The 13,505-nt window shown below is 62.7% G+C and carries 13 protein-coding genes; 7 read left to right on the forward strand and 6 right to left on the reverse strand.

Translation table 11 applies throughout. The features are described from left to right. Positions 1-186 precede the first annotated feature (186 nt). The 3 genes from araG to DLM46_RS02825 all read left to right on the forward strand — a co-directional run bounded on the left by araG (position 187) and on the right by DLM46_RS02825 (position 4,624). On the forward strand, positions 187-1,767 hold the full coding sequence (gene araG / locus DLM46_RS02815) for an L-arabinose ABC transporter ATP-binding protein AraG (RefSeq protein ID WP_115099283.1): 1,581 nt from the start codon (positions 187-189) through the stop codon (positions 1,765-1,767). Positions 1,768-1,831: 64 nt separating this feature from the next. Next, positions 1,832-2,836, forward strand: a complete 1,005-nt coding sequence (araH, locus tag DLM46_RS02820) for an L-arabinose ABC transporter permease AraH (RefSeq protein WP_115099284.1) — start codon at positions 1,832-1,834, stop codon at positions 2,834-2,836. Between the two features lie 54 nt (positions 2,837-2,890). Beyond that, a complete protein-coding gene (locus DLM46_RS02825; RefSeq protein WP_115099285.1) occupies positions 2,891-4,624 on the forward strand; it encodes an IlvD/Edd family dehydratase in 1,734 nt (577 codons plus the stop codon). 254 nt (positions 4,625-4,878) lie between these two features. Here the strand turns inward: DLM46_RS02825 and sap1 are convergent, their stop codons facing one another. After that, positions 4,879-5,217, reverse strand: coding sequence for a surface attachment protein Sap1 (gene sap1, locus DLM46_RS02830; protein WP_115099286.1), 339 nt, complete (start codon positions 5,215-5,217; stop codon positions 4,879-4,881). Positions 5,218-5,668: 451 nt separating this feature from the next. Continuing rightward, positions 5,669-6,211 carry a spermidine N1-acetyltransferase gene (gene speG, locus DLM46_RS02835; RefSeq protein ID WP_115099287.1) on the reverse strand — a complete coding sequence of 181 codons (543 nt, stop codon included), beginning with the start codon at positions 6,209-6,211 and terminating at the stop codon, positions 5,669-5,671. Positions 6,212-6,477: 266 nt separating this feature from the next. Between speG and DLM46_RS02840 the strand changes: the two genes are divergently transcribed. After that, complete coding sequence (locus DLM46_RS02840) at positions 6,478-6,657, forward strand: hypothetical protein (protein ID WP_115099288.1); 180 nt, start codon at positions 6,478-6,480, stop codon at positions 6,655-6,657. Between the two features lie 8 nt (positions 6,658-6,665). Here DLM46_RS02840 and DLM46_RS02845 read toward each other — a convergent pair whose 3' ends face one another. Next, a complete protein-coding gene (locus tag DLM46_RS02845; protein WP_115099289.1) occupies positions 6,666-7,094 on the reverse strand; it encodes an HIT family protein in 429 nt (142 codons plus the stop codon). Between the two features lie 84 nt (positions 7,095-7,178). Then, positions 7,179-8,114 (reverse strand): GlxA family transcriptional regulator, encoded by a 936-nt coding sequence (locus DLM46_RS02850; protein ID WP_115099290.1) that lies wholly within the window; start codon positions 8,112-8,114, stop codon positions 7,179-7,181. A 175-nt stretch (positions 8,115-8,289) separates the two neighbouring features. On the opposite strand from DLM46_RS02850, the gene DLM46_RS02855 reads away from it, so the two are divergent. After that, a complete protein-coding gene (locus DLM46_RS02855) occupies positions 8,290-9,102 on the forward strand; it encodes an SDR family NAD(P)-dependent oxidoreductase (protein WP_115099291.1) in 813 nt (270 codons plus the stop codon). On the opposite strand, the gene DLM46_RS02860 is transcribed toward DLM46_RS02855, so the two are convergent. Further along, the gene (locus DLM46_RS02860) at positions 9,099-9,629 is read right to left on the reverse strand and encodes an Lrp/AsnC family transcriptional regulator (protein WP_115099292.1); all 531 of its coding nucleotides are present in this window, start codon (positions 9,627-9,629) and stop codon (positions 9,099-9,101) included. The two genes, DLM46_RS02855 and DLM46_RS02860, sit on opposite strands and share 4 nt — an antisense overlap. Before the next feature lie 152 nt (positions 9,630-9,781). Here DLM46_RS02860 and mdeB point away from each other — a divergent pair, with 152 nt between their 5' ends. Together mdeB and DLM46_RS02870 are read left to right on the forward strand one after the other, a co-directional pair. After that, entirely contained in the window at positions 9,782-12,544 is a 2,763-nt protein-coding gene (gene mdeB / locus DLM46_RS02865; protein WP_115099293.1) for an alpha-ketoglutarate dehydrogenase, read from the forward strand. Positions 12,545-12,843: 299 nt separating this feature from the next. Further along, positions 12,844-13,164 carry an ecotin precursor gene (locus DLM46_RS02870; protein WP_115099294.1) on the forward strand — a complete coding sequence of 107 codons (321 nt, stop codon included), beginning with the start codon at positions 12,844-12,846 and terminating at the stop codon, positions 13,162-13,164. 102 nt (positions 13,165-13,266) lie between these two features. On the opposite strand, the gene DLM46_RS39265 is transcribed toward DLM46_RS02870, so the two are convergent. Then, positions 13,267-13,428, reverse strand: coding sequence for a hypothetical protein (locus DLM46_RS39265; protein WP_165847901.1), 162 nt, complete (start codon positions 13,426-13,428; stop codon positions 13,267-13,269). Positions 13,429-13,505: the final 77 nt, after the last annotated feature.

The following is a 13,505-nucleotide window of genomic DNA, read 5'->3' on the forward strand; positions in this document are numbered from 1 at the left end:
CAGACCACCGGCAAGCTGATGGTGCGCGGCAATTGGCAGGACGTGCGCAAGGAACTTGGTATCTAAGCACGTCTGTATGAGCTGACAACGTTCGGTGCGGGCCATGACCGTTGCCTGATAGCGATTTCTCAGGCGAGGTATTCGCGGTATGGCCCGCACGGCTTGTCCACCCGCTAGAGGCCTTCGATGACCGTTTCCCACACTGACGAAGCGGCGCTTTCCGCGCAAGCGCCCTCGCCCGCGTTCGCGTCTGCGTCCGCGTCCGCGTCCGCGTCCGCGTCCGCCGATCCGTACCTGCGGCTCGACGGCATCACCGTGCGCTTTCCCGGCGTGCTCGCGCTCGACCAGGTATCGCTCGAAGTGCGCCGCGGCGAAGTACACGGCCTGATGGGTGAAAACGGCGCGGGCAAATCGACGCTGCTCAAGGTGCTCTCCGGCGTGAACCAGCCGGCGGCGGGCACCTTGTCGCTCGATGGCGTCGAGCAGCAGTTCGTCACCACCAAGGCGGCCATCGCGGCCGGCGTCGCGATCATCTATCAGGAACTGCATCTGGTGCCGGAGCTGACGGTCGCGGAAAACCTGATGCTCGGCGCCCTGCCCAATCGTTTCGGCGTGCTGGACGAGAAGGCGCTGATTGCTCGAGCAGTGCGCGAGCTGGAGCGGCTCGGTGAAAAAATCGATCCGTCGCAGCAGGTGAAAAATCTGTCGATCGGTCAGCGGCAGATGATCGAAATCGGCAAGGCGCTGATGCGCGACGCACGCGTGATCGCGTTCGACGAACCGACCAGCTCGTTGTCGTCGCGTGAGACCGCGCAACTGTTTCGCATCATTCGCGCGCTGAAGGCCGAGGGCCGCGCGATCATCTACGTCACGCATCGGATGGATGAAGTCTACGAACTGTGCGATCGCGTGACGGTGTTTCGCGACGGCCGCCGCATCGATACGCTCGACGCGGGTGCCGGACTCGATCGCGACCGATTGATCAGCTGCATGGTGGGCCGCTCGATCGCCGACGTGTACGGCTACCGCCCGCGCGATATCGGCGACGTGCAACTCGACGTCAAAGGCGTGATGGGGCGCGGCCTGCGCGAACCGGCTTCGTTTGCGGCGCGTAAAGGTGAAATTCTCGGCTTCTTCGGACTGGTCGGCGCGGGCCGTTCGGAGTTGATGAAGCTGATCTACGGCGCTGTGAAACCGAGCGCCGGCGAGATCACGCTCAAGGGCAAGCGTGTGCGCTTTGCCACGCCGCGCGATGCGGTGCGCGCGGGCGTCGCCTTATGTCCCGAGGACCGCAAGCAGGAAGGCATCGTGTCGATCGCCTCCGTCTCGGACAACCTCAACATCAGTTGCCGCCGTCACTTCAGCCGCTTCAGCGTGCTCAACGGCCGCAAGGAAGCGCAGACCGCGAAGGACTTCATCGCCAAGCTTGCGATCAAGACGCGCAACGGCGAGACGCCGATCGGCACGCTCTCCGGCGGCAATCAGCAGAAGGTGATTCTGTCGCGCTGGCTCGCCGAAGACATCGACGTATTCCTGATGGACGAACCCACGCGCGGTATCGACGTCGGCGCGCGCAGCGAGATTTACGGCCTGCTGTATGGGCTTGCCGAAGCGGGCCGCACGGTGATCGTCGTGTCGAGCGATCTGGCTGAAGTGATCGGCGTAGCGGATCGCGTGATCGTGATGAAGGAAGGCCGCATTGTCGGCGATCTGCCGAAGGCGCAGGCCACGCCCGACGCATTGATCAAGCTCGCTCTGCCGCGTTGATGCGGACACAGAGATACGCAGAGATACACAGAGACACCGCGCCATTGAAAACGGAATAGACATCATGCACACACCTTCCACCGACTCCACTACTCCAGCCGTCGCTCATGCGGGCCTGAGCGCACGCGCGGCGCGCACATGGGATCTCATCAACAGGTCCGGCATCGTGATGGTGTTCGTCATCCTGTTCGCCGTTCTGTCGTTCACGGTGCCGGACTTCATCAGCTCGCGCAATATCCAGGGCTTGCTGCTGTCCGTCACGCTGATCGGTTCGATCTCCGTGACGATGATGTTCGTGCTCGCGTTGGGCGAAGTGGATCTGTCGGTCGCGTCGATCGTCGCGTTCGCGGGCGTGGTCGCCTCCACCCTGATCACCGCGACGCATAGCGTGCTGGTCGGCGTGACAGCCGGCGTGCTGGCGGGCGGCGCGGTCGGACTCGTGAACGGCGTGCTGGTCGCGCGCTACAAGATCAACTCGCTGATCGTCACGCTCGCGATGATGGAAGTCGTGCGCGGCCTCGCGTTCATCACGTCCAACGGCGACGCGGTGATGATCTCCGAAGAGCGTTTCTTCGACCTGGGCGGCGGCTCGTTCCTCGGCATTTCGTATCCGATCTGGAGCAACATCGTCGGCTTTGTGCTGTTCGGTTTTCTGCTGAAGAAGACCGTGTTCGGCAAGAACGTGCTCGCCGTCGGCGGCAATAGCGAGGCGGCGCTGCTCGCGGGCCTGCCGGTCATGCGCATCAAGATCGCCGTGTTCGTCTTGCAAGGGCTCGTCACTGGTTTTGCCGGCGTCATGCTCGCCTCGCGAATGAGCCTCGGCGATCCGAAAACCTCGGTCGGTCTTGAACTCGGTGTGATCTCCGCCTGCGTGCTCGGCGGCGTCTCGCTGACGGGCGGCGTCGCGACGATTTCCGGTGTGCTGGTCGGCGTACTGATCATGGGCTCCGTGCAGGACGCCATGAGCCTGCTGAACGTGCCGACCTTCTATCAATACCTGATTCGCGGCGGGATTCTGCTGCTCGCGGTGCTGTTCGATCAGTTCCGCCGCAGCAAGCGCGTGCACTGACGCGCGCCCCGGGCTGGGCGCCCCCGCTCTACATACTTGCCGACAGGAGATTTCATGGCTGATTCGAACCAGACTAAAAAGCCGCTGCGCAGCCAGGCGTGGTTCGGCCTGAAGGACCGGGACGGCTTTCTGCATCGCTCGTGGATGAAAAACCAGGGCATTCCGCACGACGAATTCGACGGACGTCCAGTGATCGGCATCTGTAATACGTGGTCCGAACTCACGCCGTGCAACGCGCACTTTCGCGAACTCGCCGAGTACGTAAAAAAAGGCGTGCACGAAGCCGGTGGTTTGCCGCTGGAGTTTCCGGTGATGTCGCTCGGCGAAACCAATTTGCGGCCTACCGCGATGCTGTTTCGCAACCTCGCTTCGATGGACGTCGAGGAGTCGATTCGCGGCAATCCGATGGACGGCGTGATTCTGCTGGTGGGCTGCGACAAGACCACGCCGGCACTGCTGATGGGTGCAGCGTCGTGCAATTTGCCGTCGCTCGCGGTGTCGGGCGGACCGATGCTCAATGGCCGGTTCCGCGGCAAACATATCGGCTCGGGCACAGGTGTCTGGCAGATGTCGGAAGAAGTGCGCGCCGGTTCGATGACGCAGGAGGAGTTCACCGAAGCCGAGTCGTGCATGAACCGTTCGCGCGGCCATTGCATGACGATGGGCACGGCATCGACGATGGCCTCGATGGTCGAATCGCTCGGTATGGGTTTGCCGCACAACGCGGCCATTCCCGCAGTCGACGCACGTCGGCAAGTGCTCGCGCATCTCGCGGGCCGGCGCATCGTCGAGATGGTGCGCGAGGATCTGACGATGGACAAGATTCTCACGCGCCAGGCGTTCGAAAACGCGATCCGAACGAACGCGGCGATCGGCGGCTCGACCAACGCGGTCGTGCATCTGATCGCATTGGCGAAGCGCATAGGCGTCGAGCTTGCGCTGGAGGATTGGGAGTTGGGATCGAACGTGCCGTGTCTGGTGAATCTGCAACCGTCGGGCGAGTACCTGATGGAGGACTTTTACTACGCGGGCGGTTTGCCAGCGGTGCTCAGGCAACTCGGCGAGCAAGGGCTGCTGCATCGCGAGGCGCTGACCGTCAACGGCAAGACGATCTGGGACAACGTGCGCAACGCACCGAACCACGACGAGAAGGTCATCACGACGTTCGCCGAGCCATTCAAGCCGAAGGCGGGCATCGCGGTGCTGAGGGGCAACCTGGCGCCGAACGGCGCGGTGATCAAACCGTCGGCGGCCACCCAGCATCTGCTGAAGCATCGCGGGCGCGCGGTGGTGTTCGAGAACATCGAGGAATTGCACGCGAAGATCGACGACGAAGCGCTCGAGATCGACGAGCACTGCATCATGGTGCTCAAGGGCGCGGGGCCTAAGGGCTATCCGGGTTTTGCGGAAGTCGGCAACATGCCCCTGCCGAAGAAGGTGCTGCAAAAAGGCATCACGGACATGGTGCGCATTTCCGACGGACGCATGAGCGGCACGGCATACGGCGCGGTGGTGCTGCACGTGTCGCCGGAGGCGGCGGCAGGCGGGCCGCTCGCATTCGTGCAGACCGGTGACATGATCGAACTCGACGTCGAAGCGCGCCGCCTGCATCTGGACGTTTCCGACGACGAACTGGCGCGCCGGCGCGCCGCGTGGCAGCCGCCGCAAGCACCTACGCGCGGCTACTACAAGCTCTACGTCGAGCACGTGCTGCAAGCGGATCAGGGCGCGGATCTCGACTTCCTGGTGGGATCGAGCGGTGCGCCGGTGCCGCGCGATTCACATTGATCGACGTTTGTGTTGTTCCTGCGCTTTGCGAGAAGGCGTGCTGCCGATGCGGACCGACAATCCGCATCGGCTTTTTTAATTCGCTTCAGCAATCCGGGCAATCCGGATAGAGCCGCAAATTGGAGCGGCGAATAAAAACGGCCGGGCAAATTCGCCCAGCCGTTTTTAACTCATAAATCCGCCGCCTCCGGCTTTTACAGTCGGAGGATTTTCCCGCATACCCCGCGTCCGGCGTTTTGCCGGAGCGCACAGGCTTATTGCTTGATGAACCGGTCGTTGGCCCAGAGGCCTTGCGTATCGCTATTGGCGGCATTCACGAATTCGACATCATGGCCGACTACGCGCACCACGCGGAAACTCGAATTCTCCGGTGTTGAAATGCACTGGTATCCGGAGAAGAACTCCTCCATCTTTTGCTGTTCACCGGCTTGCGCATGCTGATCGACGGCGTCGAGTTTATCCTTCGACAGGCAGCCATATGCATTGGCCTTGAACTGGATGGTTTGCTGCGGCTTGACGACAACGTCTTGCGCTTGAACGGATGCGGCAGCCAAACCCGCAATGGCGAAAAGAAGAGCGATTCGCAATTTCATGTTTCCTCCGGTGCGGGTTGATTACTCAGGTTAGCTATGTATTTAACTTTAACGTCGAACCCGCATCTCGCACTTTAGGAGAACGTGAGAGAACGACAAGCACATCTTGTGTGCGGTCGCAACAGCGGCGAATTGTCGCACCCGCTGCCGCAGCCTCTTAGCCGTCGGGCGAATGCCTGAATACGCAGGATTGAAACGGATAACTAAAAGACGAGCGGGGTGCGCCGCTTTAACCGGTAAAGCTTTGCGGTTCGTATTCGCGTAAACGCGAAGCGACAATTAAGCGACTTAATACAATCAGGAAGTGCGGTTGGTGCATTGCACACAAAGTCATTCAACCGACTAAAGAAAAATCGCGAAATAACGGTGTATGTGCAGAAGATAAACGGTGCCAGGTCTATCGGTCGGCACGCACGGTCGGCGCGCCAGCGCGCCCTTGCGAAGCAGCCGGTCAATCGCCACGTTGATTGGTCTTGAAGAACTCGGACTGAAACATGCACATGCGCAACGCGTTGTGATACCGGCCATTGCCGAAGAACTCTTCGATCAGCTCGGCCTCGTGCCTGAAACCGCACTTCTCGTAAACGTGAATGGCGGCCGTATTCGACGTGTCGACGATCAGATAGATCTTGCGCAGATTCAGCACTGAAAACGCATAGTCGATTGCGAGCCGCGTGGCGAGGGTCGCATAACCGCGGCCCTGGGCATGCGGCGCGATGATGATCTGGAATTCACCGCGCCGGTGGATGTAGTCCAGTTCGATCAGCTCCACGACGCCGATGGTTTCGCCGGCGTTGTCGATCGCGACGAAGCGCCGTTCGCGTTGATCGTGCACGTGCTGGTCGTATAGCTGGGTCAGCTCGGAGAACGTTTCGTACGGCTCCTCGAACCAGTAGCGCATGATTTTCGCGTTGTTGTTCACTTCGTGGACGAACCTCAGATCGGTTCGCTCGAGCGGGCGTAACGTCAGTTCGCCGCTGCGTTCGATAGTCATTGGATTCCCCTTGAAAATATCTGCTTTGAATAGGCGGGCCGAGGCACGCGTTTTTGTTAGTCCGGACGCAGTGTGGGAAGTTCTTTCAACGCGCGCGGGCGGCGCTGCGCATTTTTTGCAAAGCGCGAGACGGCGCGCGGACTCGGCAAGGGCAGGGCGTCGCATTGTCGCAGGCGGGCTACCGCAAATTTGTGCGCGGTGCGGCACGGTATGGGCACGCATGCTGCTCTACAATGAAATCATGCTGTTGCGGTCAGGAGGCTACCGTGATCGAGCAAGTTATTCTGGGCGCATTTCTGGTCGTGCCGCTCGTGATTGTCGCGTTCCTTTTCTCCGACGAATTGTGGCAAGAGCATAGACATCAGCAAGAGTTGCGGCCCATGGATGTACCGCATCGCCGTATCGACTGGCGGCATCCGTTGCGCCGTACACGGCATCGTCCTTGATGCCGCGCTCAGTCCGCGCGCCAATGCTCGCGGATGCGCCTGGCAAGCCCTTCGAGCGTGGCGGCGTCGGCGACCTCGCGCGCGTGCATGCGCAGCGGCTGTCCGTCCCAGCGCGGAATCACATGAAAGTGCACGTGCGGCACGGTTTGTCCCGCGGCGCTGCCGTTGAACTGTCCGATGAACATGCCGTCCGGGCGCAAGGCCTCGCGTAGCGCGATGGCCAGTTTCTGCGCCACCCGCATGCAAGCGACCACCGACGCATCCGACAACTCGAAAATTTCCACCGCCGCTTCCTTCGGCACGACCAGCACGTGACCGTCGGCTTGCGGCATCAGGTCCATGAAGGCGAGCGCCGCGTCGGTTTCCGCGACCTTGATGCAGGGTAGTTCGCCACGCAGAATCCTTGCGAAGGGATTGCTGTCGTCGTAGGTCTTCATCACGCGTCCTCTCTGGTTGCCGGTTCAATTCGCGGTTGTGCCGCAGTCGCCGATATTGTCCACCACCTCTGTTACAGCGCTCCGTTATAACGCGCGCGCCGCGCGTTTGATGGCCTGCGGCGGCTGGCCGAACGCACGCAGAAACGCGCGCCGCATCCGCTCGGTGTCGAGAAAGCCTGTCTCGGCGGCAACCGCTTCCATCGAATGACGGCCGGCTTCGAGCATCGAGCGCGCGGCTTCGACGCGCAGCGCCTCGATGGCCTTTGCCGGCGACTGCCGCGTCTCGTCGCGAAAGGCCCGGCTGAACTGGCGCGGGCTCAGATGCGCGAACTCGGCGAGCTGTTCGACCGTAAGCGGCTCGCGCAGATGCGTTTTCGCATACGACAGCGCGTTTTGAATGCGATCGGACTTCGGTTCCAGATCCAGCATGGCCGAGAACTGCGACTGGCCGCCGGCACGCCGGTGATAGACCACCATCTTCCTGGCAACCGCGCGCGAGAGGTCGACGCCCAGATCGTTTTCGATCAGCGCCAGACACAGATCGATGCACGCCGTCATGCCGGCCGACGTCCACACCGTCCCGTCGACGATGAAGATGCGGTCTTCGTCGATCCGCACCTCGGGATAACGCTGCTGCAATTCGCGGGCATAGCGCCAGTGAGTCGTGACACGCCGGCCGTCGAGGATGCCTGCTTCGGCCAGCACAAACGCGCCGGTGCAGATGCTGGTGGTGCGGCGCGAAGCGGCGAGCGCTTCGTTCAGAAAGGCCAGCAGGCCCGGCGACGACGGTTCGATCCGCAGCGCACCCGTGACGACCACCGTGTCATACGACGGATCGCCGAAGGGCTGCGTAGCAACCTGCACGCCGGACGAACTGCGCACCATCCCGCCGTGCTCGGAGATGACTTCCACCTCGTACTCCGGCTGCGGCGCTTCCATGTTGGCCAACTCGAACACGGAGTTCGCCACCAGGTCGAGGATCTGGAAGCCGGGGAAAACCACCACGCCGATACGTTTCATCGCGATGTCCTAAAACGAGGTAAATACGACATTTGAGACAAGAGGCTACGCGCCTAGACTTGCCTCGTCAACATCGCGCTGCCCAAAAAAGCGGCGCTGCGGCGGAGGTTCCAGGTTTTCCCATTCATCGATAGGGCGCGGGCGCGGTGCGCACGGCCCGCAAGGAGAGATTCAGATGTCAACGCAAGCAAACAAGGGCACGGCATTGATTACGGGCGCATCGTCGGGCATCGGCGCCGTTTACGCGGACCGCCTCGCGCGGCGCGGCTATGACCTGATTCTGGTGGCGCGCAACGTGAAGGGCCTGACCGCCGTGGCCGAGCGTCTTGCCAGCGAGACCGGCCGCCATGTCGATATCGTCGCCGCCGATCTGACCGTCAAGGCCGACACGCGCCGCATCGAAGAACGCCTGCGTACGGACAGCAGCATCACGATGCTGGTCAACAACGCCGGCGTCGGTGCGACCGCGTCGTTGATCGACTCCGACGTCGACGAACTCGACAAGATGATCGAGCTGAACGTAACCGCACTCACGCGTTTAACCGCGGCGGCGGTGCCGAGTTTCGTCGAGCGGGCGAACGGTGTCGTGGTCAATATCTCGTCGATCGTCGCCCTGTCGCCGGAGACGCTGAACGGCACCTATAGCGGCACCAAGGCGTATGTGCTGAATCTGACGCAGTCGCTGCATCACGAGGTGGGCGACAAGGGCGTGCAGTTGCAAGCCGTGCTGCCCGGCGCCACCAGCACCGCGTTCTGGGACCGCGCCGGCCTCGCGGTCGAGCATCTGCCCGCGCAGATCGTGATGACCGCCGAGGACATGGTGGACGCCGCACTCGTGGGCCTCGACCAGCACGAACTGGTGACGATTCCGTCGCTGCCGGACGCGGCCGATTGGGAGCGTTTCAACAACGCCCGCCAGCAACTGCAACCGAACCTGTCGCACAAGTCGCCGGCCAGGCGCTACACACGCGGCGCTTCAGCGGCTTAACGCCAGTCGGTCGCGACGTCGTCGGGATCGACCAGCGTCAGTCCCGACGACGGCAGCGGCAGCGCCGTTTTATAGCGCACCTGTTTCAGGGCAAAGCTGGAACGGATGTTCGAGATGCCCGGAATCTTCGTCAGATGATCGACGATGAAGCGCTCCAGCGTCTGCATATCCGGCATGACGACGCGCAGCAGATAGTCGGCGTCGCCCGTCATCAGATAGCACTCCATCACCTCGGGGCGCTCCGAAATCGCCTGCTCGAAACGCTGCAGCGCGTCTTCCACCTGCTTTTCCAGACTTACCTGAATGAACACGTTGATGCGCAGCCCGAGCGGCTCCGGATTCAGCAGTGTGACCTGCTGCTTGAACAGCCCGAGCTTTTCGAGCGCGCGCACGCGGTTGAAGCAGGGCGTCGGCGACAGGTTCACCGAGCGGGCCAGATCCGCGTTGGTGATGCGCGCGTTTTGCTGCAACTGGCTGAGGATGCCGATGTCGATGCGATCAAGCCGTCTGGGTGGCGTGGTGGTCATAGATGAAATATTCCGTGAGAGGCGCGAAATTCGGAATAAATAGCCTATCTCAGCGCGTGATCACAAGCAATTGAGATGCTCATTTTGTGCATGGATGGGTACCATTATTTCACTCGATTTCGAGCCGAATGCCTCCATGCGGGAGTGGCGCCATGACGGATTTGTCCAGCGGTAGCGAGCAGTTGCGGTCTCTGAATGCCCAGGGTGGGGAGCGCGTCGAGCGTGCGGACGCCGATCCGCAGGAAACCGCCGAATGGCTGGAGGCGCTCGACGCCGTCGTTGCGCACGTGGGCCGCGAGCGCGCGCAGTTCCTGTTCGACAAGCTCGCGGAGCATGCGCTGTCGCTCGGCGTGGAGTCGGCGCGGATCAACGTCACGCCGTACCGGAACACGATCCCGTTCGAGCAGCAACCGCGTTACCCAGGCAATCTCGAATTCGAAGAGCGTCTCGCCGCCGCGCTGCGCTGGAATGCGCTGGCGATGGTGGTGCGCGCGAATCAGGCGTACGGCGAACTCGGCGGGCATATCGCGAGCTATGCGTCGGCGGCGGATCTGTTCGAGGTCGGTTTCAACCATTTTTTCCGGGCCGCCGCGCCGGGTGGAGAGGAGGGCACAGGCGACCTCGTGTACTTTCAGCCGCATTCGTCGCCGGGCGTGTACGCGCGGGCCTACCTCGAAGGCTTTCTGAGCGAGCAGCACCTGCAACACTATCGTCGCGAGATTGCCGGGCCGGGGCTGTGCTCGTATCCGCATCCGTGGCTGATGCCGGACTTCTGGCAGTTCCCGACCGGCTCGATGGGCATCGGCCCGATCAACGCGATTTACCAGGCGCGCTTCATGCGCTACCTCGCCAACCGCGGCCTTGCGCAAACGGACGGCCGCAAGGTGTGGGGCTTCTTCGGCGACGGCGAAATGGACGAGCCGGAGTCGACCGGCGCGCTGTCGCTGGCCGCCCGCGAGGGGCTCGACAACCTCGTGTTCGTGATCAACTGCAACTTGCAGCGCCTGGATGGCCCGGTGCGCAGCAACGGCCGCATCATCGACGAACTCGAGGCGCATTTCATCGGCGCCGGCTGGAACGTGATCAAGGTGATCTGGGGCTCGGACTGGGACCCGCTGTTTTCACGCGACCGCACCGGCGCGTTGCTGCGTGCGTTCGCGCAGACCGTCGACGGGCAGTTCCAGACCTTCTCGGCCAACGACGGCGCGTACAACCGCGAACGCTTCTTCGGCCAGAATCCGGAGCTTGCGGCGCTCGCCGCGCAGTTGAGCGACGACGACATCGACCGCTTGCGCCGTGGCGGCCACGACGTGCGCAAGCTGCACGCGGCGTATGCGAAGGCGCTCGCGCATCGCGGCCAGCCGACGGTGATCCTCGCGAAGACGATGAAGGGTTTCGGCATGGGCGCGGCAGGCCAGGGCCGCATGACCACGCACCAGCAGAAGAAACTCGGCTTCGACGACCTCAAGGCGTTTCGCGACCGCTTCCGCCTGCCGCTCACGGATGAGGACGTCGAACAGGTGAAGTTTTACAAGCCAGCGGACGACAGCCCGGAGATGCAATACCTGCATGCTCGCCGGGCTGCCTTGGGAGGCTATCTGCCCAGAAGGCGGAGAGTTGCATCGAAGGGGCTGATCGTCCCGCCGATGTCCTCCTGGGGACAATTCGCGCTGGACTCGAACGGCCGCGAGATGTCCACGACGATGGCGCTCGTGCGCATGCTGACTGCGCTGCTCAAGGACAACGAAGTCGGCCCGCGCGTGGTGCCGATCGTCGCCGATGAGGCGCGCACCTTCGGCATGGCGAACATGTTCCGCCAGGTCGGCATCTATTCGCCGCTCGGGCAACTCTACGAGCCGGAGGACCTCGGCTCGATGCTCTATTACCGTGAAGACATCAGAGGGCAGATTCTCGAAGAGGGGATTTCCGAAGCAGGCGCGGTGTCGTCGTGGATCGCGGCGGCCACGTCGTACAGCGTGCACGACCTGCCGATGCTGCCGTTCTACATCTACTACTCGATGTTCGGCTTCCAGCGCATCGGCGACCTGATCTGGGCCGCGGCGGATCAGCGCGCACGCGGTTTCCTGATCGGCGCGACCTCGGGCAAGACGACGCTCGGCGGCGAGGGTTTGCAGCATCAGGACGGCACGAGCCACCTCGCGGCATCGACGATTCCGAACTGCCGCGCCTACGATCCGGCGTTCGCTTATGAAGTCGCGACGATCGTCGACGAGGGCATGCGCGAGATGGTCGAACAGCAGCGCGACGTGTTCTATTACGTGACGGTGATGAACGAGAACTACGCGCAGCCTTCGGTGCCCAGTGGCGATCCGCAGGCGCTGCGCGAGGGCATCCTGAAGGGGATCTATCCGCTGGGTGCTCAGGTACAGACGCAGACGCAAGCGGTGCAATCGGCACAAGCGGCGCAGGTCCAGTTGCTCGGCGCGGGCGCGATCCTCGGCGAAGTCATCGCCGCGCAACGGGTGCTGAAGGACGACTGGCAGATCGAAGCCGCGGTGTGGAGCGTGACCAGCTTCACCGAGTTGCAGCGCGACGGGATGGAGTCTGAGCGCCTCGCGCGTCACGGCGAGACGACGCAGGCGCCGTATGTGACGCAAGCGCTCGGCGCGTCCCAAGGGCCGGTGATCGCCGCAACCGACTACGTCCGCGCGGTGCCCGAACTGATCCGCGCCTATGTACCGCGCCGCTACGTGACGCTCGGCACCGACGGCTTCGGCCGCAGCGACACGCGCCAGGCATTGCGCGAGTTCTTCGAAGTGGACCGCACGGCGATCGTGATCGCGGCGTTGAAAGCCCTGGTGGACGAAGGCGCACTCGAAGCCGGCGTGCTCGCCGAGGCGCGCCGGAAGTATCGCGGCGATGCTCCCGCAGGCGCAGCTTCGTGGCAACGCTGACGCAACGCCGCTGCCAATGAAAACGCGCCCGGCAAGCTGTCCGGGCGCTTGGCGATCCAGTGGCGCTTCACCTTGGTGTTCAGCGAATCAATCGCTCGCCGCCACCTGATTCTTTCCATCCCGCTTCGCACGAATCGGTGGAATGGAGGTGGGTTGGGATGGTCTTGCAAAGGCGACGGCAACCGCTTTGAAGAGCGGTTTCAGCGTTACACGGGTAATTCCCCGTTACCACTTGCAGCATCTATTTCCGCGCGCGCCATACACAATCTGTTCCATGCCTAAACGGCGAGGAGTCAGACATGAAAAAGATTGCGGTGGCGTTGTTGATGGTCGGGAGCCTGAGCGTGGCGGGACAAGCGTCGGCTCATGGCGACGGCGGCGATGTGGTCGGCGCGCTGATCGGCGGGGCCTTGCTCGGCGCCGTGGTGACGTCCGCTTTGAATCCGGCGCCGGTGGTCGCCTACCAGCAGCCGGTCTACGCGCAACCGGTGTATCAACCGGCTCCCTCCGTCTATGCCGGGCCGCCGCCGGGATACTGCTATGACCAGTACATGCGTGCGTACGTCGCGTGCGGTGCGCCGCCGCCCGGGCGGTACTATGGACCTCAGCCGGGGTGGTAAACAGGCGGGGAGATGGGGCGAGCCGGCGCGCGCAGCTGATAAACGCGCGTCAGACAAAAAGGCCGTCGCGGCATGCGACGGCCTTTTCATTTGGTGCGGTGCTCAGTGTTTGTGGTGCAACCATTCCGCGTAATGCGTATCGAGCCAGCGCTCCAGGCGTTCCGGCTTGGTCTTGCGGCTGTAGTGCGACGCCGCCCAGATCGCAACGCCAACCACCAGCATCACCAGGGGTCCCAGCAAATAAGCCATCAACGATTCAGACATGGGAGCCTCCGTATCGGGTTGCGCGCATGCTTCAGTTTAGGCGATGAACGGCGAGAGAAAAGGGCGCTGTGCGGTGA

Origin of the sequence: Paraburkholderia lacunae (assembly GCF_003353175.1) — a bacterium.
GTDB lineage: Bacteria > Pseudomonadota > Gammaproteobacteria > Burkholderiales > Burkholderiaceae > Paraburkholderia > Paraburkholderia lacunae.

Bases quoted from the DNA above. Each gene is read 5' to 3' on its own strand.
- araG (WP_115099283.1), top strand. From the start codon at position 187: ATGACCGTTTCCCACACTGACGAAGCGGCGCTTTCCGCGCAAGCGCCC.
- sap1 (WP_115099286.1), bottom strand. From the start codon at position 5,217: ATGAAATTGCGAATCGCTCTTCTTTTCGCCATTGCGGGTTTGGCTGCC.
- araH (WP_115099284.1), top strand. From the start codon at position 1,832: ATGCACACACCTTCCACCGACTCCACTACTCCAGCCGTCGCTCATGCG.
- DLM46_RS02860 (WP_115099292.1), bottom strand. From the start codon at position 9,629: ATGACCACCACGCCACCCAGACGGCTTGATCGCATCGACATCGGCATC.
- DLM46_RS39265 (WP_165847901.1), bottom strand. From the start codon at position 13,428: ATGTCTGAATCGTTGATGGCTTATTTGCTGGGACCCCTGGTGATGCTG.
- DLM46_RS02845 (WP_115099289.1), bottom strand. From the start codon at position 7,094: ATGAAGACCTACGACGACAGCAATCCCTTCGCAAGGATTCTGCGTGGC.
- mdeB (WP_115099293.1), top strand. From the start codon at position 9,782: ATGACGGATTTGTCCAGCGGTAGCGAGCAGTTGCGGTCTCTGAATGCC.
- DLM46_RS02825 (WP_115099285.1), top strand. From the start codon at position 2,891: ATGGCTGATTCGAACCAGACTAAAAAGCCGCTGCGCAGCCAGGCGTGG.
- DLM46_RS02870 (WP_115099294.1), top strand. From the start codon at position 12,844: ATGAAAAAGATTGCGGTGGCGTTGTTGATGGTCGGGAGCCTGAGCGTG.
- speG (WP_115099287.1), bottom strand. From the start codon at position 6,211: ATGACTATCGAACGCAGCGGCGAACTGACGTTACGCCCGCTCGAGCGA.
- DLM46_RS02850 (WP_115099290.1), bottom strand. From the start codon at position 8,114: ATGAAACGTATCGGCGTGGTGGTTTTCCCCGGCTTCCAGATCCTCGAC.
- DLM46_RS02855 (WP_115099291.1), top strand. From the start codon at position 8,290: ATGTCAACGCAAGCAAACAAGGGCACGGCATTGATTACGGGCGCATCG.